At 57.2% G+C, this 20,580-nt stretch carries 22 protein-coding genes; 17 read left to right on the top strand and 5 right to left on the bottom strand.

What is annotated here, in order from left to right; genetic code table 11:
• Positions 1–74 precede the first annotated feature (74 nt).
• Entirely contained in the window at positions 75–1,769 is a 1,695-nt protein-coding gene (locus tag ACR0JA_RS15175; RefSeq protein WP_480576447.1) for a thiamine pyrophosphate-binding protein, read from the top strand.
• On the opposite strand, the gene ACR0JA_RS15170 is transcribed toward ACR0JA_RS15175, so the two are convergent.
• Positions 1,730–2,650 (bottom strand): LysR family transcriptional regulator, encoded by a 921-nt coding sequence (locus ACR0JA_RS15170; protein WP_480576444.1) that lies wholly within the window; start codon positions 2,648–2,650, stop codon positions 1,730–1,732. The genes ACR0JA_RS15175 and ACR0JA_RS15170 overlap by 40 nt on opposite strands.
• Positions 2,651–2,745: 95 nt before the next feature.
• Here ACR0JA_RS15170 and ACR0JA_RS15165 point away from each other — a divergent pair, with 95 nt between their 5' ends.
• The 6 genes from ACR0JA_RS15165 (at position 2,746) to ACR0JA_RS15140 (ending at position 9,029) form a co-directional block, all read left to right on the top strand.
• Complete coding sequence (locus tag ACR0JA_RS15165) at positions 2,746–3,879, top strand: enolase C-terminal domain-like protein (protein ID WP_480576441.1); 1,134 nt, start codon at positions 2,746–2,748, stop codon at positions 3,877–3,879.
• On the top strand, positions 3,876–5,126 hold the full coding sequence (locus ACR0JA_RS15160; RefSeq protein WP_480576438.1) for an NAD(P)/FAD-dependent oxidoreductase: 1,251 nt from the start codon (positions 3,876–3,878) through the stop codon (positions 5,124–5,126). Before ACR0JA_RS15165 ends, ACR0JA_RS15160 begins: the two co-directional genes overlap by 4 nt.
• A 51-nt stretch (positions 5,127–5,177) precedes the next feature.
• Positions 5,178–6,152, top strand: a complete 975-nt coding sequence (locus ACR0JA_RS15155; protein WP_480576435.1) for a TRAP transporter substrate-binding protein — start codon at positions 5,178–5,180, stop codon at positions 6,150–6,152.
• A gap of 71 nt (positions 6,153–6,223) precedes the next feature.
• A complete protein-coding gene (locus tag ACR0JA_RS15150) occupies positions 6,224–6,757 on the top strand; it encodes a TRAP transporter small permease (RefSeq protein ID WP_480576432.1) in 534 nt (177 codons plus the stop codon).
• Positions 6,758–6,761: 4 nt separating this feature from the next.
• Positions 6,762–8,075, top strand: coding sequence for a TRAP transporter large permease (locus ACR0JA_RS15145; protein ID WP_480576429.1), 1,314 nt, complete (start codon positions 6,762–6,764; stop codon positions 8,073–8,075).
• Between the two features lie 9 nt (positions 8,076–8,084).
• The gene (locus tag ACR0JA_RS15140; protein WP_480576426.1) at positions 8,085–9,029 is read left to right on the top strand and encodes a hypothetical protein; all 945 of its coding nucleotides are present in this window, start codon (positions 8,085–8,087) and stop codon (positions 9,027–9,029) included.
• A gap of 120 nt (positions 9,030–9,149) precedes the next feature.
• On the opposite strand, the gene ACR0JA_RS15135 is transcribed toward ACR0JA_RS15140, so the two are convergent.
• The gene (locus tag ACR0JA_RS15135) at positions 9,150–9,806 is read right to left on the bottom strand and encodes a GntR family transcriptional regulator (RefSeq protein ID WP_480576423.1); all 657 of its coding nucleotides are present in this window, start codon (positions 9,804–9,806) and stop codon (positions 9,150–9,152) included.
• Positions 9,807–9,857: 51 nt separating this feature from the next.
• Positions 9,858–10,244: a YciI family protein gene (locus ACR0JA_RS15130; protein ID WP_480576420.1), complete on the bottom strand. Its 387-nt coding sequence runs from the start codon at positions 10,242–10,244 to the stop codon at positions 9,858–9,860.
• A gap of 84 nt (positions 10,245–10,328) precedes the next feature.
• Between ACR0JA_RS15130 and ACR0JA_RS15125 the strand changes: the two genes are divergently transcribed.
• From ACR0JA_RS15125 to ACR0JA_RS15080, 10 genes are read left to right on the top strand one after another with little or no spacing between them, the layout of a single operon-like run.
• Entirely contained in the window at positions 10,329–11,213 is an 885-nt protein-coding gene (locus ACR0JA_RS15125) for a fumarylacetoacetate hydrolase family protein (RefSeq protein ID WP_480576417.1), read from the top strand.
• The gene (locus tag ACR0JA_RS15120) at positions 11,210–11,875 is read left to right on the top strand and encodes a malonic semialdehyde reductase (RefSeq protein WP_480576414.1); all 666 of its coding nucleotides are present in this window, start codon (positions 11,210–11,212) and stop codon (positions 11,873–11,875) included. Before ACR0JA_RS15125 ends, ACR0JA_RS15120 begins: the two co-directional genes overlap by 4 nt.
• A 12-nt stretch (positions 11,876–11,887) precedes the next feature.
• Positions 11,888–12,349 (top strand): OsmC family protein, encoded by a 462-nt coding sequence (locus ACR0JA_RS15115; protein WP_480576412.1) that lies wholly within the window; start codon positions 11,888–11,890, stop codon positions 12,347–12,349.
• A gap of 34 nt (positions 12,350–12,383) precedes the next feature.
• Positions 12,384–13,457, top strand: coding sequence for a C4-dicarboxylate TRAP transporter substrate-binding protein (locus ACR0JA_RS15110; RefSeq protein WP_480576409.1), 1,074 nt, complete (start codon positions 12,384–12,386; stop codon positions 13,455–13,457).
• Between the two features lie 30 nt (positions 13,458–13,487).
• Positions 13,488–14,039, top strand: a complete 552-nt coding sequence (locus ACR0JA_RS15105; protein WP_480576406.1) for a TRAP transporter small permease subunit — start codon at positions 13,488–13,490, stop codon at positions 14,037–14,039.
• The gene (locus ACR0JA_RS15100) at positions 14,036–15,340 is read left to right on the top strand and encodes a TRAP transporter large permease (RefSeq protein ID WP_480576403.1); all 1,305 of its coding nucleotides are present in this window, start codon (positions 14,036–14,038) and stop codon (positions 15,338–15,340) included. The genes ACR0JA_RS15105 and ACR0JA_RS15100 overlap by 4 nt, the downstream gene beginning before the upstream one ends.
• Before the next feature lie 10 nt (positions 15,341–15,350).
• Complete coding sequence (locus ACR0JA_RS15095; protein ID WP_480576401.1) at positions 15,351–16,217, top strand: dioxygenase family protein; 867 nt, start codon at positions 15,351–15,353, stop codon at positions 16,215–16,217.
• 21 nt (positions 16,218–16,238) lie between these two features.
• The gene (locus ACR0JA_RS15090) at positions 16,239–17,045 is read left to right on the top strand and encodes an amidohydrolase family protein (protein ID WP_480576398.1); all 807 of its coding nucleotides are present in this window, start codon (positions 16,239–16,241) and stop codon (positions 17,043–17,045) included.
• Complete coding sequence (locus ACR0JA_RS15085; RefSeq protein WP_480576395.1) at positions 17,042–17,419, top strand: FixH family protein; 378 nt, start codon at positions 17,042–17,044, stop codon at positions 17,417–17,419. The genes ACR0JA_RS15090 and ACR0JA_RS15085 overlap by 4 nt, the downstream gene beginning before the upstream one ends.
• 59 nt (positions 17,420–17,478) lie before the next feature.
• Positions 17,479–18,540: a cytochrome-c peroxidase gene (locus ACR0JA_RS15080; protein ID WP_480576391.1), complete on the top strand. Its 1,062-nt coding sequence runs from the start codon at positions 17,479–17,481 to the stop codon at positions 18,538–18,540.
• 223 nt (positions 18,541–18,763) lie between these two features.
• Here the strand turns inward: ACR0JA_RS15080 and ACR0JA_RS15075 are convergent, their stop codons facing one another.
• Entirely contained in the window at positions 18,764–19,741 is a 978-nt protein-coding gene (locus ACR0JA_RS15075) for an HpcH/HpaI aldolase/citrate lyase family protein (protein WP_480576388.1), read from the bottom strand.
• A gap of 18 nt (positions 19,742–19,759) precedes the next feature.
• A partial coding sequence (gene glyA, locus ACR0JA_RS15070) for a serine hydroxymethyltransferase (protein WP_480576385.1) occupies positions 19,760–20,580 on the bottom strand: 821 nt, incomplete at its 5' end.

Below are 20,580 nucleotides of genomic sequence, written 5' to 3'. Positions count from 1 at the left end.
GGTGGTTCTTGAAATCAATATACAAAACTGTATACAGGTTTGCATGCAATTCTGACTTGAAGGAATCACAAGCCATGGGTGGGACGAACTATCTGACTGGGGCCGAGGCAATGGTGCGCATGCTCGAGGCGCATGGCGTGAAACATATCTTCGGCTTGTGCGGCGACACGACCTTGCCATTCTATGACGCGATGGCGCGGATGGATCATGGCATTCAACATATTCTGACGCGGGACGAACGGCATGCGGCCTATATGGCGGATGGGTACGCCCGCGTGACCGGCAAGCCGGGCGTCTGCGAAGGGCCATCGGGCGGCGGGGCGACGTATATCCTGCCAGGCGTGGTTGAGGCCAACGAAAGTTCGGTTCCAATTCTGGCGATCACCTCGGATGTGGCGACAAGCAGTCGGGGGAAATATCCGTTGACCGAGTTGGATCAACCCGGATTGTTCCGGCCGCTTGCAAAGTGGAATGCATCACTGGATGACGCGGGGCGATTGCCGGCCATGGTGCGCGCCGCGTTCCGGGCGATGACAACCGGCACACCCGGCGCGACACATTTGGCGCTGCCGTTTGATACGCAGAAGGCACAGGTTGACGAGGCCGAGATTTGGGCAGATGCGCGGCATCGAAGCTATCCGGCCGAGCGCGCTGGACCCGATCTGGATGCGATAGAAGCGGCTGCCGAGATTTTGGCCAAGGCAAAGTCGGCCGTGGCCGTTTGCGGCGGTGGGCCGGTTCTGTCCGGTGCCGAACCTGCGCTGCGCCGTGTTGCGGGCCTGCTGGATATGCCGGTCGCCACCACCGTTTCGGGGCAGGGCTCGATCGCCGAAACCGACCCGCTGGCGCTGGGCGTTGTCGGTTCGAACGGGGGCGTCCCGGCGACCCGTGCCGTGATTGATCAGGCCGACGTGGTTCTGTTCATCGGTTGCCGCGCCGGATCGGTCACGACCGAGCGTTGGAGAAGTCCGGGCCGAGACGCCACCATCATCCATATCGACAGCGATCCGATGGTTATCGGAGCGAATTATCAAACTGAAGTGGCGATCTGCGCCGATGCGTGTCTAGCGCTGGAGGCGCTGGCCGCGGCACTGGAAGCGCGACAGAACCTGCCGCGCCTCGGCGGCGCCGACAAGGCGCGCGCGGCATGGGAGGCGAAGTTGGCCGCTTTTTCCCCGCTCGCTGCAAGCCGAGAGACCCCGATCCGGCCCGAAGCGGTCATGGCTGTGTTGATGGATATCCTTGACGATGACGCGATTGTCGTTGCCGACCCGGGCACGCCTTGCCCCTATTTCAGCGCACATTATCGCTGGCGCAAACCCGGGCGGCATTTCATCACCAACCGGGCGCACGGGGCGTTGGGATATTCGCTGGGCGCGGCGATGGGCGCGCATGTGGGCCGACCCTCGGTCAAAACTTTGTCTGTCATGGGCGACGGGTCGTTCGGCTTTACCTGTGGCGAGTTCGAAACCATGGTGCGGCACAACATGCCGATCACCTCAATCGTGTTCTCGAATTCGGTCTTTGGTTGGATCAAGGCGGGACAGGACTCGGGGTTTGGTCAGCGATACTACAACGTTGATTTCAATCGTACCGACCACGCGGCGGTGGCGTCGGCCTTTGGTGTGAAGTCATGGACGGTCAAAGACCCCGAGGATCTGCCAAAGGTCTTGAAACAGGCAATTGAACATGATGGTCCCACGCTGGTCGACATTCATTCGCAACAGCTTCACGAGGCTGCGGCGCCGGTTTCGGAATGGGTTGCATAAGCCGCGATTGACGGGATCAGTTGGGCCAGAAAGTCCTGCGCGATCGACGACAACGGCCGACCCTTGGCCGTGATGATCGCAAGGTCCAACATAACGGCAGGCCGGAAGGGGCGGGTTTGATACCCGCTTTCTTCGTCGAAAGTGACGGTAAACGGATCGATCATCGCGACGCCCATGCCCTGTTTGACGAAGCTCAGCAGATTTTCGGACAGGTGCGTATGGATTTGCGTGCGCCATGTGCGTCCGGCGGACTGAAAGATATCGCGCGTCCGGCGGTGGGTCTGGTGTTCGGGGCCCATCACGATAAAGGGTTCGTTCTCAAGGATCTCGGGTGTCAGGATGTCGTGTTTTGCAAGCGGGCTGTCCTGAGGGAAGGTCGCGAGTGTTTCATACCGAAACACCTGATGGTTTAGCGTGTCATGCAGGATCGGCATTTCGACAATGCCGATCTCGAACAGGCCTGAGATCACCCATTCCTGAATCTTGGATGAATATTGCGACTGAAAACTGACCGAAAGGTTCGGACGGCTTTTGGCAAAGCGCGCGATCTCTTGCGGTATGAAGCCGAACGAGAGCAAATGAGGCGCCGCGACCTGCAACTGACCGGGGTGTTTGTTCTGCAGGTCTGTCACCGCCTGCGCCACATGATCCAGCCCGCGCACCACTGTATCGACCTCGCGAAAGAGCAACTCTGCCTCAGGCGTAGGTAGCAGGCGCCCCTTGTTTCGTTCGAACAGTGGTAACCGGGCTTCGCGTTCAAGCAGCGCCAGCAGGTTACTGATCCCCGGCTGCGAGATGCCCAGGACCGACGCCGCGCCCGTCACGGTTCCGGTTTCCATGATCGCGTGAAAAGCTTGCAACTGGCGAAATCGCAGGGACATCTAACACATCATATTTTCTGATGAACTCTCGAAGATATAGTATTTGAAATGATATGCTGGTCAAGGCAGGCTTCTTTTCGTCAACAGGGGACGAAATGAGCGATCTGGACCAGAAAATCGTCGGGTTTGATCTATGGCACCTGAAACTGCCGGTCACGTCGCGGCGGGATCACGGCATTGGGTCGGTCGAAGGCTCGTGCGAGGTCGTTATCCTGCGGCTGACGGCGGAAGACGGTACCGAAGGGTTCGGAGAAGCGTCGCCATGGTCGGTGTTCACCGGCACGCCCGAAGCCACATACGCGGCACTGGATCGATATTTGCGGCCCCTTGTGATCGGGGCAAAGGTCGGCGATCGCTCGGCTATCATGGCGCGCGCGGCCTTCGCAGTTGCGCATTGTACCGAGGCCAAGGCGGCACTGGAAAGCGCCCTGTTGGATCTGGCCGGTCGGATCGGCGGCGTGCCTGTTTGGTCGCTGCTCGGTGGACGTTGCAGGGACGTTATTCCGCTCAGCTGCTCGATTGCGAACCCGGATTTTGCGCAGGACATAGACCTGTTGGCACGCTTGCGCGAGGAGGGCGTTCGGATCGTCAAACTCAAGACAGGATTCCGGGATCATGCGTTTGACATCATGCGGCTTGAACACCTCGCGCAGAACTATCCGGACTTCTCGGTGCGCGTGGACTACAACCAAGGGCTTGAAATCGATGAGGCCCCGGCGCGGGTGCTGGACGTGGCCCAGTTTGAACCGGATTTCATAGAACAGCCGGTGCGCGCACATCATTTCGGTATGATGGCGAGGTTGCGCCAGATGACCAACGTTCCGCTATTGGCCGATGAAAGCATCTTTGGACCCGAAGATATGGAACGCGCCGCGCGCGAGGGGATTTGCGACGGCGTGTCGGTGAAGATCATGAAATCAGGCGGTTTGACCCGAGGTCAGACTGTTGCCCGTATCGCTTCGGCGCATGGCCTGACCGCATATGGCGGCGACATGTTCGAGGCTGGTCTGGCGCATCTGGCCGGGACCCATATGATCGCCGCGACGCCTGAAATTACATTGGGGTGCGAATTCTACCAAGCGTCGTATTTCCTCAGCCAGGACATATTGGAGGAACCGTTTCAAACGCGCGACGGCCAGGTCATTGTCCCCTCGGGCCCTGGACTGGGCGGCAGGCCCGATCTGGCGAAGCTGGATCATTATGCGGTGGCAAAGGCGGTTGCAGCATGAGCGAAGCCAAGACCATAGCCATCATTGGTGCCGGTATTGTTGGCGTATCCGCAGCGGTTTGGCTGCAACGCGACGGCCATGATGTGATCCTGATCGACAAAGCCGGGCCGGGTGAGGGAACCTCGCACGGCAATGGAGGCGTTCTGGCCTCGTGTTCCATTGTGCCAGTGACCGTCCCGGGATTGCTTGCCAAGGCTCCGAAAATGTTGCTGAGCGCATCTCAGCCGTTGTTCCTGAAATGGGGGTACTTGCCAAAACTGATCCCGTGGCTGCGGCAATATCTGAGCCACGCAAATGCCGATGACGTTGCGCGCATCGCGGCGGCACTTGTACCCATCGTTGGTGACAGTCTGAATGATCACAATGCCTTGGCGGTTGGTACAGGCGCTGAAAAGTGGATCGTACCGTCGGATTATCTGTTTCTCTATGATGACAGGGAACATTTCGAAAGCGATGCTTTCGGCTGGGACATCCGGCGCAAGCATGGGTTCGACTGGGAAGAGTTGGAGGGCCGGGCGTTCCACGAATATGATCCGGTTTTCAGTGAGGATATTGGGTTCGCTGCCAGGCTTTCGGATCATGGCCACATCGCGGATCCCGGTCGCTATGTGAAAGACCTGGCCGCATATGTTGAGTCGAACGGGGGCCGGATCATCCGCACCGCCGTTGACGATGTAGCGCGCGAAAATGGACGGGTCACCGGTGTGCGCGCGGATGGCGAAACCATTCCCTGCGACACCGCCATCGTGACAGCAGGGGTCTGGTCCGGACCTCTGGCAAAGCGATTGGGAGTTTCGGTGCCTCTTGAAAGCGAACGCGGCTATCATCTGGAATTGGTTGATCCTTCCGCGATGCCTCGCAGCCCTGTCATGGTCGCTTCTGGCAAGTTTGTTGCCACACCCTTGGACGGGCGGATACGCTTGGCAGGAATTGTGGAGTTTGGCGGGCTCGAGGCGGCACCATCGCGCGCACCGTTTGAACTGATGCGCAAGAACGCCCGGGCGGCCTTTCCGGGTGTGACATGGAAGGAGGAAGTGGAATGGATGGGCCACAGGCCCGCACCGGCAGACTCGATCCCCATCATTGGCGCGGTTCCGGGTATCGATGGTGCGTATATGGGCTTTGGGCACCATCACATCGGCCTGACAGGCGGGCCAAAAACAGGGCGCCTATTGGCGCAGATGATCGCGGGCAGAAACCCGAACACGGACATGAGCGTCTACGCGCCGTCACGTTTCGCAAACTAAAAGCAACCGGCGGGCAACGCTGGAAAATCGATATTCAATAGGGAGAAGACAATGAAAAGACTGACAAGCCTTCTGGCGGCAACCGCCTTGACCGCTGCCGCAGCCGCTCCGGCCATGGCCGAAAAGTGGGACATGCCGATGGCGTATTCGGCATCAAACTTCCATTCCGCCACGGGCGCGGAATTTGCCAAATGCGTGACAACAGGAACCGGTGGTGAGATCGAAATCGTCACGCACCCTTCCGGGTCACTGTTCAAAGGTGCTGACATCAAGCGCGCAATCCAGACCGGGCAAGCCCCGATTGGTGAGCGTCTGTTGTCGGGCCACCAGAACGAGAACGCGCTGTTTGGCTTTGATTCAATCCCGTTTCTCGCGACTTCCTTCGATGATAGCGCCAAGCTGTGGGACGCGGCCAAGCCGTCCATCGAAAAGCTGTTGGCCGAGCAGAACCTGACCCTGCTTTATGCCGTTCCATGGCCTCCTCAGGGTTTGTATTTCAAGAACGAGGTGAACTCGGTCGCGGATATGGAAGGCATCAAGTTCCGGTCCTACAACAATGCCACATCGCGGTTGGCGGAACTGACCGGAATGCTGCCGGTGACGATTGAAGCCGCTGAAATCAGTCAGGCTTTTGCCACCGGTGTTGCGGATTCGATGGTGTCTTCGGGTTCTACCGGGTATGATCGTAAGGTCTGGGAAAGCCTGAACTATTTCTACGAAGTTGATGCCTGGCTGCCGCGCAACTACGTGATGGTCAACTCGGATGTCTGGTCCGGCGTGTCGGACGCAAACAAGAACGTCATCAAGGGCTGTGCCGAACTGGCGGAATACGCGGGCAACTGGCGGGCCAAGGAATACACCGGCTTTACCCTTCAAGGTCTGCGTGATGGCGGAATGACCGTTGGTCCGGCGTCCGAGCAAATGACCAATGAGTTGAAAGAGATCGGCGTTACCATGACCAACGAATGGCTTGAGGCCGCAGGGGACGAAGGCAAAGCCATCGTCGATGCGTTCAACTCTCAGTAACCATTCATATGCGGGCGGCGGGTTATCCTGCCGCTTGCTTTCAATCCAAAAAAATACACAGCGGGGACAGCATGGCGGCAATGCGAGGGCTCAGGTCCGTACTGGATTTCATCTATCTTGCAGCAGGGGTTCTGGCGGCGCTTAGCCTGATTGCCATTCTGGTGTTGATTGTGGTGCAAATGCTGGCCCGCTGGACCGGCGAAGTTTTTCCCGGCGCGCCTGACTATGCCGGATATGCCATGGCGGCAGCCTCGTTTCTGGCTTTCGCCAACGCGCTGAACCGCGGCAGCCACATCCGTGTTTCGATCTTGTTGAACGCGGTTCCCGATGGGGTGCGGCGTATCCTTGAAATCTGGTGCTTTGCCATCGGCGCTGCCGTGATGTGGTATTTTTGCTGGTACGCCTATCGCTTTGTCTACTGGAGCTGGAAGTTCAAAGACATCAGCCAGGGGCAGGACAAAACTGCGCTTTGGATACCGCAATCCACAATGCTGATTGGGGCTGTGATCCTGGCCATCGCGCTGACGGATCACTTGTTCCACGTCCTGTTCAAGGGGGATCACCGCATCACCCGCGATCTGGCCGACCAAAGCCACGGGGAGTGAGAGTATGGAAAACATTTCAGTCATCATCCTCTTTCTCTTTGTTCTCTTCACCTTGCTAGGCAGCGGTGTTTGGGTCGGGCTGGCCCTGATGGGCGTCGCCTGGGTCGGGATGGAATTGTTCACGACGCGGCCCGTGGGCGACGTGATGATCACGACCATCTGGTCGGCATCCTCGTCCTGGACCCTGACCGCGTTGCCCATGTTCATCTGGATGGGTGAGATCTTGTATCGAACGCGATTATCCGAGGACATGTTCAAAGGGCTCTCGCCATGGATGGCGCCTTTACCTGGCGGATTGGTGCATACGAACATCGTAGGCTGCACTGTCTTTGCGGCGGTCTCCGGGTCGTCCGCCGCGACGCTGACCACAGTTGGCAAGATGTCGATCCCGGAACTGCGCAAGCGTAACTATCCTGAACGCATGGTCATCGGTACGCTGACGGGCGCGGCGACGCTTGGGCTCATGATCCCACCATCACTGACGCTGATCGTTTACGGCGTCACAATCAATGAATCGATCACCAAGCTGTTCTTTGCGGGCATCCTGCCGGGTCTGGTGCTGGCCGCGATGTTCATGGGTTATGTCGCCATCTATTCGAAGGTTGGCAAAGACTGGAACCCGAATGACGAAGGCAAGCTGAGTTTTTCCGAAAAGGTCAAGAACTCGCGCTTTTTGCTGCCTGTGATCCTGCTGATCATGGTGGTGATCGGGTCGATGTATCTGGGTTATGCCACAGCGACCGAGGCGGCAGCATTCGGCGTGATCGGGGGCCTGTTGCTGGCGGCAGGGCAGGGGTCGCTCAACTGGAAGACCTTCACCGAAAGCTTGATGGGCGCGACGCGCACCAGTGCAATGATTGCGCTGATCCTCGCGGGGGCTGCGTTTCTGTCGCTGTCGATGGGCTTTACCGGCCTGCCACGCGGGCTGGCCGACCTGATCGCCGGGTGGGAGTTAACGCGGTTTGAGTTGCTGATGGTGCTGTTGGTCTTTTACGTCATTCTGGGCTGTTTCCTCGACGGTATCTCTTCGGTCGTGCTGACGATGGCGGTTGTCGAGCCGATGATCCGCGACGCGGGGATCGACTTGATCTGGTTCGGCATATTTATCGTGGTCGTCGTTGAAATGGCGCAAATCACACCGCCCATCGGGTTCAATCTGTTCGTGATGCAGGGCATGACCAACCACGAGATGAGCTATATTGCGCGCGCCGCGATTCCGATGTTCCTGATCATGGTGCTGATGGTTTTCGTCCTGATCTGGTTCCCGGAACTGGCGACGTGGCTGCCCGAGAACCTGCGGCAAAGCCCGGGCGGGTAGGGTCGCTCGGTGAACCCGCTGCTCTGGGCGGCGCGCAATGGCCCTTACGTTTTGGTCTCTGGACTGGCTGCGGGATTGTTGTTGCCCGGGTTGGCCGAACCTATGCGACCGCTGCTGCCACCGCTTGTTGTGCTTTTGCTGTTCGCGACAATTCTGCGGATCGAGCCAGCGGCCATTCTGGGATCGCTGGCTGATCTGCGTCAGGTCATTTTTGTGGTTATCGCGTTTCAGCTTCTGACGCCGCTGGTCGTCGTCGCTATTGGTTTTGCAGGTGGATGGACGGGTTCGGCAGTTGTTCTTTCGCTATTGATTATGACCGCAGCGCCGTCCATCTCGGGCAGTCCGAACCTTTGCATGATGATGGGGTATCCTGCCGAACATGCAATGCGACTGGTCGTGGTTGGGACAGCTGTTTTGCCCCTTACATCGCTGCCGGTTTTCTGGCTGATGCCCGAGCTTGGGGATCTGTGGACGGTGTTAAAGGCTGCGTTCAGCTTGTTTCTGACCATCACAGTCGTCACCATTGTCGCCGTGTGTCTGCGCCGGACGGTTCTACGCAATCCGTCGCAATCAACGCTGCTGAGCCTTGAAGGGCTGGCCACGTTAACACTTTCGGTTTTCGTCATAGGCGTGATGCCATCGGTCAGCGCAACGGCGCTGGGCGACCCCTGGTCTGCCGCGTTCTGGATCGCCTTCGCGTGCCTGGTGAATTTCGGCGCCCAGATTGCAACCTTCCAGTTGACGCGCAAACGTTTGCCGCCGGCAAAGGCAGTCGCAATCTCTCTGATCGCGGGTAACCGCAACATCGCGCTGTTTTTTGTGGCTCTTCCGCCGGAAATCACAGCGCCGATCATGGTGTTTATCGGGGCGTACCAAATACCTATGTACCTGACCCCTTTGGTCATGCGCCGGATGTATTCACGGGGTGATGTCGCAAATTCAAGCGAACGCTAGTACACCTCCCCATTTGGTTCACAGCCAGAGCGCGACGGTAACTGCCGGTGCAAGAGGCACGATGGATGGCAGGAAGATCGGATTATTTGCGTTGAGAGCCTGAAAAACCGCACACAGACTTCAGGACCCCATCTGACTGCTCAGGTATTCGCCTGTGCGACGATAGTGGTCAATCAAGTGCCGGGTTGCACTCTCTTCATCACGGTCCAGTGCCGCGTCAAGAATCTGCTGATGCTCGGCCGCGATATCGCGTTTCTGATAACTTGGACCGCCCGCTGCCAGATATCGGTATCGAATGTTCAGGTCATACAGCTGCGAACAATATCTCATCAGCAGTGGCAGTTTTGAATTGCCCAGCAACGCCATGTGAAATGCCTTGTGGGCGTGCTCGAAATCGTCAGATCCCTGCAGACTGGCTTTTTTCATATGGTGATGCCGCAATACAAGCGTGTCTTCCCAAGCCGCATCTGCGTTGACGATCGAGGCGCGCAAAGCGGTTTCCTCCAAGTTGCATCGCAACAGCAGTATTTCTTCGAAATTGCACTTGCTGACAGGTGCGGCTCGGAACCCGCGCTGGTCAATCCGTTCCACCAACATGTCCGAGGTCAAAAGGCTCAGCGCCTCGCGAACCGGGCTGGCACCTGTATCCAGCAGCCCACGCAGTTGTTCGATCTTGAGCTTTTGCCCGGGAGGCAGCTCTCCGGTCAGGATCATCTCGCGCAGCCGACGATAAGCGCCATGAGTTGCCGATGTTTCCTTGCCTTCGGTGTCAAGCATGGCGTCCATATCCTGCCGTTCCTTTTTCGGCTGAGCGAATGTGATCTGAGTTCAACTTAGGGCGTTTGTTCCGGATGACAGGCCGACAGACAAAGTGAACGAGCCCTCATTTATCATCCAGCGGCGCAGGATAAAGCTGCGTGCGCCGCTTTTGTGCATCGGGTCGTCCTCGGCCAGTTTCCGGGCAGCCTCAAGGCTGTCTGCGCGGTAGATGATCAGACCCATCCCCTGCATGTGGGCACCGCTTTCGTCTGACATGGGTCCGGCAAACGCCAGATGACCAGATCGTTCAAGCTGTGCCTGATAGGCCAAATGATCAGGCAGCGATGCCTTCACATCTTCGGGCGCTTTGGCCGGAGTGCTGTGCGCAACATAAAGTTCCAACGCTAACGCACCCCGGCTTTTGGCTTGTGATTTGTAATCCGCCCAAGCGACCATGACTGCCTCCCAAAAATATCGATATTATTTGACACTTCGCAAAATAGTCGGCAAAAAGCAAGGAAACTGGCATGGGTGGTGGTGATGAAATACCTTGTGGGAGAGACTTCGGAAGGCGCTGCCGTCTTTGTCGTGTCCGGAGAAGACGCAGTAAACCTGACCACTTTGAACCCTGCCATAGGTCACGACCTGATGGGTTTGATAGCCAACCCTGCTCTGATCGACTCGCTGGCCGATAAAATCGCCGAAGCAGTCAAGGTGCCCGTATCCTCGATCACGCCCGCATTGCCGGTCGCAGCACCCGGTACGATCATCTGCATGGGATTGAACTATACGGACCATATTAAGGAGGGGGGGTACGACATTCCCGAATACCCAACGTTGTTCATGCGGGGGAAAAACTCGATCATGGCGGCGGGGCAGCCAATGGTGCGGCCCGCCTGTTCAGAAAAGCTGGATTACGAAGCTGAGCTTATGCTGATCGTTGGCAAACGTGGTCGGCACATTTCGGAGGCGGACGCATTAGATTACGTCTTCGGCTACACCGTATTCAACGATGGATCGGTACGGGACTATCAACGCAAAACGGTTCAATGGACACCCGGCAAAAACTTTGATGACACAGGTGCGATAGGCCCGTTCACAGTGACGCCTGATGAATTGCCCGAAGGGGCCTCGGGCCTGAAGATTGAAAGCCGCGTTGGTGATGAAATCCTGCAAAGTTCGAACACGTCCAATATGATCTGGGGTGTCCGGCAAGTGATCGCGACGATCTCGGAATACACCACTCTCGAACCCGGAGATCTGATCGCACTGGGGACACCGCCGGGTGTCGGGCATGCCAAGAAACCGAACCCCCGGTGGCTGAAGCCGGGTGAAACCGTCGAGGTCGAGATCGAAGGCATCGGCATCTGCGCAAGTCCGGTCATCGACGAGAAAGACGCCAAGTCAAAGGTGGCCGCGGAATGACTGCACCAACCGCAACAGAGCTGGAGGCGCTACGCGCGAAGGCGCAGCAGGATCATCGCGATCTTCGCGCCCGTATTCCACGCCTGTCGGATGATGCCATCGCGTTGATATTGCGCGAGTCCCGATCTCATTACGCGTGGACAGACAAACCCGTTTCCGACGCATTGCTTCATGAGATTTACGACATCACCATCAATGGCGCGACCAGCATGAACACGCTGCCGGCGCGGTTCGTTTTTGTTAAAAGTCCCGAGGGCAAAGAACGCCTTGCCAAATCCCTGAAACCCAAAAACGTGGCCAAGATGATGGGCGCGCCGGTGACCGCGATCATCGCCTACGATATGGAGTTCTGGAAAGAGCTTCCATTCCTCTTTCCGCACGAAGATCGTCGACCTTTGTTCGAGAACAACCCCGACTATGTGGCGGACACGGCCTATCGCAACGGGACGCTGCAAGGCGCTTATTTCATGATCGCGGCGCGGGCTGTCGGGTTGGACGTGGGGGCGATGTCGGGTTTCTCGAACGCCATTGTTGATGAAGAATTCTTTGTGGGAACAACTCTCAGGTCAAATTTTCTCTGCAATCTTGGGTATGCGGACGAAACCGGTTTGTTCCACAAACTCCCGCGATTTCCGTTTGAAAAAGTGTGCTCTTATGCATGAGGAGGTAACACTGTGGCGATCAAAGTGAAACCTGTCGTGACATACCGCACGACCGCTCAGTGTCCGACACATGCGCGCACCGAGATACCTGTTCGTGACCTAACCGTCATTATTGATGAACCCGTCGAGCGCGGCGGAACCAATCAAGGACCATCCCCGACGGAAACGGCAATGACAGCCCTGATAGCCTGCACAAATGTCATTGGACACAAGAATGCCAAACGGCTGGGAATTGACCTGGGAACCGTGACGATCGACGCCATGTGCAGGTTGGATCGTCGCGGCGTTCTGATGGAAGAAGAGATCGACGTACCCTTTCCCGAAGTCACACTCACGGTACGTTGCGATACGCGCGCCAGCCAGGAGGAGCTGGCGCGCGTAGGTGAAGAAACAGCCAAATATTGCGCCATTGCAAAACTGTTCAAAGCGGCAGGCACAGACCTGACCGTCAACTGGGTCAAAACCAACGAATAACAACGACAGGACCCGACTTTCTGGGAGGAGAGAGATGAAGAACTGGACCAAACGCAGCCTGATAGGCGCTGCTCTTGCCAGCGTTATGGCGATGCCTCTGGCAGCCGAAGAAACCATTTCCGCCGTTGTGATCGACGGTTATCCTGATCGCGCCTTGTGGGTGAAGGAGTTCACCAATTTCTTCATTCCCGAAGTCGATAAGCGACTGGCCGAATCCGGAAACTACAAGATGAACTGGCAGGAGAACTATGGCGGTTCAATCGTCAAGCCAAAGGGCGTTTTAGAGGGGATTCAGCTTGGTCTTGGCGATATAGGAATTGTCACAACCATCTTCCATTCCTCGAAGCTGCCCAGTCAGGGCATTTCGGGGTCAACGCCATTTGTTGCGTCGGATGCCCGTGCGGTCGCCAAAGCGGTGGATGAAATTGCCCGCGAATACCCGGCGATGCAAAACGAATTCGCCGCGCAAAACCAGGTCTATCTGGCGACAGGCGTGGTGCTCGACACCTATCAGATATTCTGCACGGAACCCGTTTCTTCGGTCGCCGATCTTGAGGGCCGCAAGATTGCCGGAGCCGGGCTGAACCTGCGGTATCTCGAAGGTATCAAGGATGCAGCGGGCGTACGTGGTGGCCTGACCGATTTCTACAACATGCTGCAAACCGGTCTGGTGGATTGCGGAATGCTGTGGCCCGAGGCCGCCAAGACTTTCAAGATCGCGGAAGTTGCGCCTTATATGCTGCGCGCTGATCTGGGGGCCGTGAATTCCAAAACCATCACCGTGAACGCGGACTATTGGGCCGGCTTGCCGGACGAGGTCAAGGATGTGCTGAAGGCCGTTGCCATAGACTATCGCGACCATGTGGCCGGTATCGCGATGGACCGCGCCGCTGCGTCGCGGGACGCCTATACCGAAGCAGGTGGTACGATTGTCGAAGTATCGGACGAGGACCGAGCGGCATGGGCCAACGCGATGCCCAACGTTGCGCAGGAATGGGCGGCAACGTTGAATGACAACGGTGAACAAGGCACCGAGATGCTGGCCGCCTATCTTGGCAAACTTCAGGATGCCGGGTTTACAGGGGTGCGTGACTGGACGGCCGAATAACCGTCTGGCGATCCAAGAAAGGGGCCTAACGTGCTAAAGACCGCAGTTGCTGGCCTTTCGCGGGTCGCCAATGCTCTTGCAATCACCGCCAACGCTTTGGGTACGCTCGTTGTACTGGCGTTGGTGGTTATCCTGAACGTGGATGTCGTTGCGCGCGGTCTGTTTTCTGCTCCGTTGCGGGGCACCTACGAGATGGTGCAGTTCTCGGTGGTGATGATCGTTTTTCTGCAGCTGGCGGATGTGGTTCGGGTGGACCGGTTGACGCGTTCAGACGGGTTTTTGAACCTTCTCCATAATCGCCGCCCCGGCCTGACGTCCAATCTCAGGCGCATCATCAATGCAATCTCGGCAATCTTCATGGGCCTTATCGCCTACGTCACCTTTCCCGAGTTCCTGCATATGTGGGAAACGCAGGACTATTTCGGCGTGCCCGGTCTTTTCACATTGCCATGGTGGCCAGTCAAACTGGTCATCGCGAGCGGTACTGCGCTTGCCTGCGTGATCTTCCTGCTCAAGGTCGTCACGGCGCAGGACCGCCCGCATCTTGTCCGCACCCCAGAGCATGACGAGGCCGCAGAATGACGCCGATTGAGATTGGCCTGATCTCGGTTATTGCCATCGTCTTTCTGATCTACGCTGGCGTCTACATCCCCATTGCCCTCGGTGTGGTTTCGTTCGTGTCGATCTGGCTGATGCGAGACAATTTCACGCTGGCACACAACCTGCTGAAAGTGGCGGTCGGCGACAGTGCGATGGAATATAGTTTCGCAACGATCCCGCTGTTTACCTTTATGGGGCTCATCGTCTCAAAGGCCGGGTTAGGCAGAGACATCTACGAAGTCATGACCATGCGGTTTCGCAAGGTCAAAGGCGGTATCGGCATGGCGACTGTCGGGGCAAACGCCGTTTTTGCGGCGGTAACCGGATCGTCAATTGCGTCGGCATCCGTGTTCACCAAAGTCTCGGTACCGCAGATGATGGCGCAGGCCTATAACCCGCGCTTTGCTGTTGGCGTGGTGGCTGGGTCTTCGGTTTTGGGTATGATCATCCCACCCTCAGCCATGTTGATCATCTATTCCTTTGTCGCTGAACAGTCCGTGGGAGATATGTTCCTGGCGGGCGTCATTCCGGGGATCATGCTGGCGATCGCCTATGTCGGCGCGATTTGGGTCATGGGTCGTTTCACCCCAGCATTTGTTGGTGGCCGTGTTGTCGAAGATACCGAATGGATGTCAGGGCGCGAGGTCGCCTCGAAGACATTGCCGACACTGTTCATCATCACCATCGTACTTGGCGGCATCTACACAGGTTGGTTGACTGCAGTCGAGGCAGGGGCCGCCGGAGCCTTCGTCGCCCTGATCATCGCCGTTGCCCGCAAGTCGATGTCTCCGCGCGCGTTCTGGGACGCATTGCTGGAAACCGGTCACATCACTGCGGCGATCCTGTTCCTGATCACGGCGGCTTCGATCTACAGCCGTATGCTGGGTCTTGCTGGACTGCCCAACCAATTGCAGGACTTGCTTGCAGGGAATTCGGCGTCATTTTGGTCGATCATGCTACTGTACGTGCTGCTGATGCTGTTTCTTGGGACATTGCTCGATACGGCATCGATCATTCTGATCGTCGTCCCGCTGTTTCTGCCGATGGCCGAGGCGCTTAATATGTCGCTGATCTGGTTCGGGATCATCACCGTTGTCGGAGCTGAAATCGGGCTTTTGACCCCGCCATTGGGCATATCCTGTTTCGTTATCAAATCCACGATCAACGACGACCGCATATCTCTCAAGGACGTGTTCATGGGCGCGCTGCCGTTCGCATTAGTTATGCTGATCGTTTTGTTTATTCTGATCGAGTTCCCGATCCTCAGCCTTGCCCTGATATAAGGAGGTCAAGATGCGCACTGTTACCAAGGACAACGTCACCGACGTATTCATGGGATATCTGTCCAAAGACACCGATCCGCGGATGCGTGAAATTATGGGGTCTTTGGTCAAACATCTTCATGATTTTGCCCGTGAGACCAATCTGACGCATGACGAATGGCGCGCCGGGATTGCATTTCTCGAAGGATGCGCCGCTGTGGAGGCCGAGGACAGGCACGAGTTTGTCCTGGCCTCGGATGTCCTGGGGTTGTCGTCGTTGGTGGATATGCTGCATTCAAGCCCCGACGCGACAAGTTCGTCAGTATTAGGTCCGTTTCATGTGTCTGGCGCACCTCCGCTGCCCATTGGCGGGGATATGAAGCGACATTACGGCGGACCGGTTCTGCTCGCCGAAGGCGTCATCCGGGATACCGAGGGCAAACCGATCGCAGGAGCCGAACTCGACATCTGGCAGACGGCACCAAATGGTCTTTATGCCAGTCAGGATGAAGAACAGGACACCTATTCATTCCACGGTCTGATGACGGTTGGAGAGGATGGAAAATATGCGTTCACCACAGTAAAGCCAGTTGAATACACAGTGCCGTCCGACGGACCAGTTGGCGATATTCTGCGCGCGTGCGGTCGCCATCCATGGAGGCCCTCTCACCTGCACTTTATCGTCAAAGCCCCGGGGTATCGCTCACTTGTGACCGAGATTTTTCCAGACGACGATCCCTATCTGGATCAGGATACAGTGTTTGGCGTTCGGGACGATCTGGTGATGACGTATGTTGAACGACCAGCTTCGGAATTTCCCGATGACATGGCACTTTCTGGTAGGATCACCGAACCTTACCTGCACGTGAATTTCGACGTCACGCTTGCTCGGGACTGAACGCCACGGAGGACACTAGAATTGCTAAGACACACTTTCATTGTATGTGCAGCGCTATTCAGCGGAGTGGCCATCGCCAACGAGCGCCCGATTTTCGATGCTCACATTCACTACAGCCATGACGCCGTCCAGCTGGTCCCACCCGAACAAGTGGCCAATATCCTGCGGGATGCAGGCGTGCGAAAAGCACTGGTTTCCAGTTCGGATGACAATGGGACGCAATTGCTGTTGGCCGCAGCGCCGGACATCGTTGTTCCGGCCCTTCGCCCTTACCGTCGCCGTGGAGAGATCAACACCTGGATGCACGATGAAACTGTTATCGACTATCTGGAAGCAAATCTGGCAAAGAACAAATACGAAGCTATCGGCGAGTTTCACGCTTATGGGGATAATATCAAAACGCCGGTCATCCAGCGCATGATTGCTCTGGCGAAAGAGCGGAACCTAATTCTACACCACCACGGCGACCGAGAGGCAGTTGACCTGATCTACGAGACTTGGCCAGAGGCAAGAGTTTTGTGGGCCCATTCTGGCTTTGACGACCCGGACAGTGTGGTCGATGCGCTGGATACCCATCCCAGGCTTTGGGCCGATTTGGCGTTTCGTTCAGATATGGTTTCGCGAGGGCGACTCGACCCGGATTGGAAAGCCGCGTTCCAAGCGCACCCGGATCGGTTCATGGTCGGTACGGATACCTTCGCACCAGAGCGTTGGTACTACGTAGGCCCTCATGCCGAGTTTTCGCGCGAATGGCTGGAATTGCTTCCTGATCAGATCGCCGACAACATTGCCTATGCCAACGCTGAGCGATTGCTGGCAACAAAATGATCCGCTGGGTTGTCTCGTTTCTGGCATCCTCTGGCGCGGCTGTCGCGTGTGAGCCAACCGGGCAACCCATGAAATCGGACACTCAAAACGCACCCAAAGTGCAAATTGCCGTCGAAGAAATCCCGTTGGCCCAACCGTTTTCCATTCTAATTTCCGTCTGCGACGAAACTGCAGTGAATGAAATACGTGTCGATGCGATCATGCCCGCTCACCAACACGGGATGAATTACACTCCCGTGGTAACTGCAATGGGTGGCGGGGTGTTCCGCGTCGATGATATCCTGTTTCACATGCCGGGAGAATGGGAACTGCAAGTGGACGTCGATTTCGACGGGCGAGTTGTAACCTACACCTCCGACATTGCGTTGAAATGAAGGTGTGGGCGACAGCCGCGTTCTTGGTCCTGACGGGAGCAGTGCGCGCGGAAGTCCTGTTGTCCGACGACGAAATCCAACAAACACTGTCTTTCGGCCCGTGGCCTCCATCAATCCAGCCGGATCCAAGCAACAGGGTTTCAAATGATCCAAATGCGATCGCGCTGGGGGCGGCCTTGTTCAACGATCCTGTGTTGTCAGTCGACGGTGCATTTTCTTGCGCAAGTTGTCATGATCCAGAACAGGCATTTACCACGTCGGACGCGCGAGCGCTCGGGCGGGTTTTGTTGGATCGCAATACTCCATCTTTGCGAAACCTCACTGGCCTTCGCTGGTACGGATGGGGCGGCAAGAGCGACAGTCTTTGGGCCGCAAGCCTGCATCCGATCATCGAAAAGCATGAGATGGCGCACAGTCGGTCCAGTCTAAAAACGGCAATTTCTCAGAGCTCATATGCGAATGCATATGAAGCCATCTTTGGCAATATTTACAATCAAAACCCAGAATTGGTTCTGGTGAATACCGCGAAAACTCTGTCGGCCTATCTGGAAACACTAGTTACAATGCGGACGCCATTTGATGAATTTCGAGATGCGCTGGAGCGCGGTGATCTGGCAATGGCGGCCAGTTATCCGGCAACTTCGCAGCGCGGGCTCCAGATTTTCCTAGGGCGCGGAAAATGTGTCTTCTGCCACAACGGTCCGAGATTTTCCAACAGCGAGTTCCACGACGCCAGCGTACCATATTTTCTGAACGACACCAAGGTCGATCAAGGACGGTTCGGCGGATTGAACGTCTTGCTTTCGAGCTCATACACTCTTGACGGAGACTGGAATGACGATCCGGACAAGCGTGGTGCTTGGGCGGTGCGTAACGTGCGCAGAAGCCATTCGGATTTCGGAGCCTTTCGTACGCCCAGTCTACGAGGCGTCGCCGAAACCGCCCCATACATGCATGACGGCAGTCTGATCGACCTGGAGGCGGTGATCAGGCACTACAGTGAGATAGACACCGAAAGGCTGCACGCCGACGGAGAAGCCATACTTTCCGAATTGAACCTTTCCAATCAGGAGATCGCGGACCTGGTTGCGTTTCTGGAGACTCTGTCCAGCGATCGGTAACCATTGAGTTTGCATCAGAAATTGTCACGGTGTCTGTGATTTCATAACCGTAGCGCAAAGTTCGCGACGGTCTGCATTTGCGCTCGCCGCTTTTATCATCCACTGGCTTTGAGTCCCAAGCGTTTGCCCTTTTTGACGGCCTGGGGAAATCTGCGGCAAGTTCGCCGAAGATTTCCCTGGCAGTGTTTTGTGGTGTGTCCAGTATCTGCTCGGGCGCTTGCGCTCATGCGGCAGCGATCTGCCCCGCCTTTTCGACCAATACTTCCGCCTGACGGATCGAAGCATAGTCGATCAACCGGCCATCCAAAGATACGGCGCCCTTGCCGGATGCTTCGGCCTCGGACATTGCCACAAGAATGCGCTGCGCTTTGTCAACCTCGGCGTCCGACGGCGACATGACCTCGTTCGCCAGCGCGATCTGGCTGGGGTGAATGGCCCATTTGCCTTCGCAGCCCAGAACCGCCGCGCGTTTTGCTGCGGCGCGATACCCCTCGGGGTCCTGGAAATCCCCAAACGGCCCGTCGATCGGACGCAGACCATTGGCACGGGCGGCAACCACCATGCGGGCCAGCGCATAGTGCCACATGTCACCCCAGTGGGTCAGGCGTCCTCCGTCGGCATCTGCGTCAGTCAGAACCGAGTAATCCGGGTTGACCCCGCCAATGATCGTCGTTCGCGCGCGGGTCGAGGCGGCATAGTCGGCAACACCAAAATGCAGACTCTCGTTACGTTTCGAGGCCGCAGCGATCTCGCTGACATTCTGCATGCCAAGCGCGGTTTCGATGATGTGCTCGAACCCGATCCGTTTCTTGTAACCTTTCGCGTCTTCGATCTGTGTCACCAGCATATCGACAGCATAAACGTCAGCGGCGGTGCCGACCTTCGGGATCATGATCAGATCAAGGCGTTCACCAGCCTGTTCGACGACGTCCACTACATCGCGATACATATAGTGCGTATCAAGCCCGTTGATCCGCACAGACATGGTTTTGCTGCCCCAGTCGATATCGTTCAGCGCCTCGATGATGTTCTTGCGGGCCTGCTCTTTCTCGTCGGGTGCAACGGCATCTTCGAGATCTAGGAAGATGACGTCCACGTTCGACTGTGCGGCCTTTTCGAACATGCCGGGCTGGCTGCCCGGTACGGCCAGTTCGCTGCGGTTCAGGCGGGCAGGGGCCTGGTCAATGGAATGAAAGCTCATGGGATCGGGTCCTTCGTCTTACAGGTTCGGATAGATTGGGAATTTGGCGCAGAGGTCTGCGACTTCGGCCTTGACCTTGGCCTCGACGGCGGAGTTGCCGTCTTCGCCATTGGCGGCCAGACCGTCGACAACCTCGATGATCCAATCGGCGATCTGGCGGAACTCGGTCTCGCCAAAGCCGCGGGTGGTGCCGGCGGGGGAACCCAGACGGATGCCGCTGGTGATGGTCGGTTTTTCCGGGTCGAACGGCACGCCGTTCTTGTTGCAGGTGATATGTGCCCGGCCCAGAGCCTTCTCGGTCGCGTTGCCCTTGACGCCTTTGGGGCGCAGGTCGACCAGCACCACATGGGTGTCGGTGCCGTGGGTCACGGTGTCCAGACCACCCTTGATCAGTTGATCCGACAGCGCCTGCGCGTTGGCCACGACTTGCTGGATATAGCTTTTGAACTCAGGGCGCAGCGCCTCGCCAAAGGCCACCGCCTTGCCTGCGATCACATGCATCAGCGGGCCGCCCTGAATGCCGGGGAAGATCGCGGAATTCACTTTCTTAGCGATATCTTCATCATTGGTCAGGATCATACCCCCACGCGGACCACGCAGGGTCTTGTGCGTGGTGGTGGTGGCCACATGTGCATGCGGGAAGGGGCTGGGATGCTCACCAGCTGCCACGAGACCGGCGAAATGCGCCATGTCCACGTGCAGATAGGCGCCGACCATGTCGGCGATCTCGCGCATGCGGGCAAAGTCAATCTGGCGCGGGATGGCCGAGCCGCCTGCGATGATCAGCTTGGGGTTATGCTCTTTCGCCAGCGCCTCGACCTGATCATAGTCCAGCATGT

It is taken from the genome of Ruegeria sp. AM4 (assembly GCF_056540665.1).
Note: the sequence above shows the minus strand (reverse complement) of the source record. Positions and strands in the feature narration are given on the sequence as shown.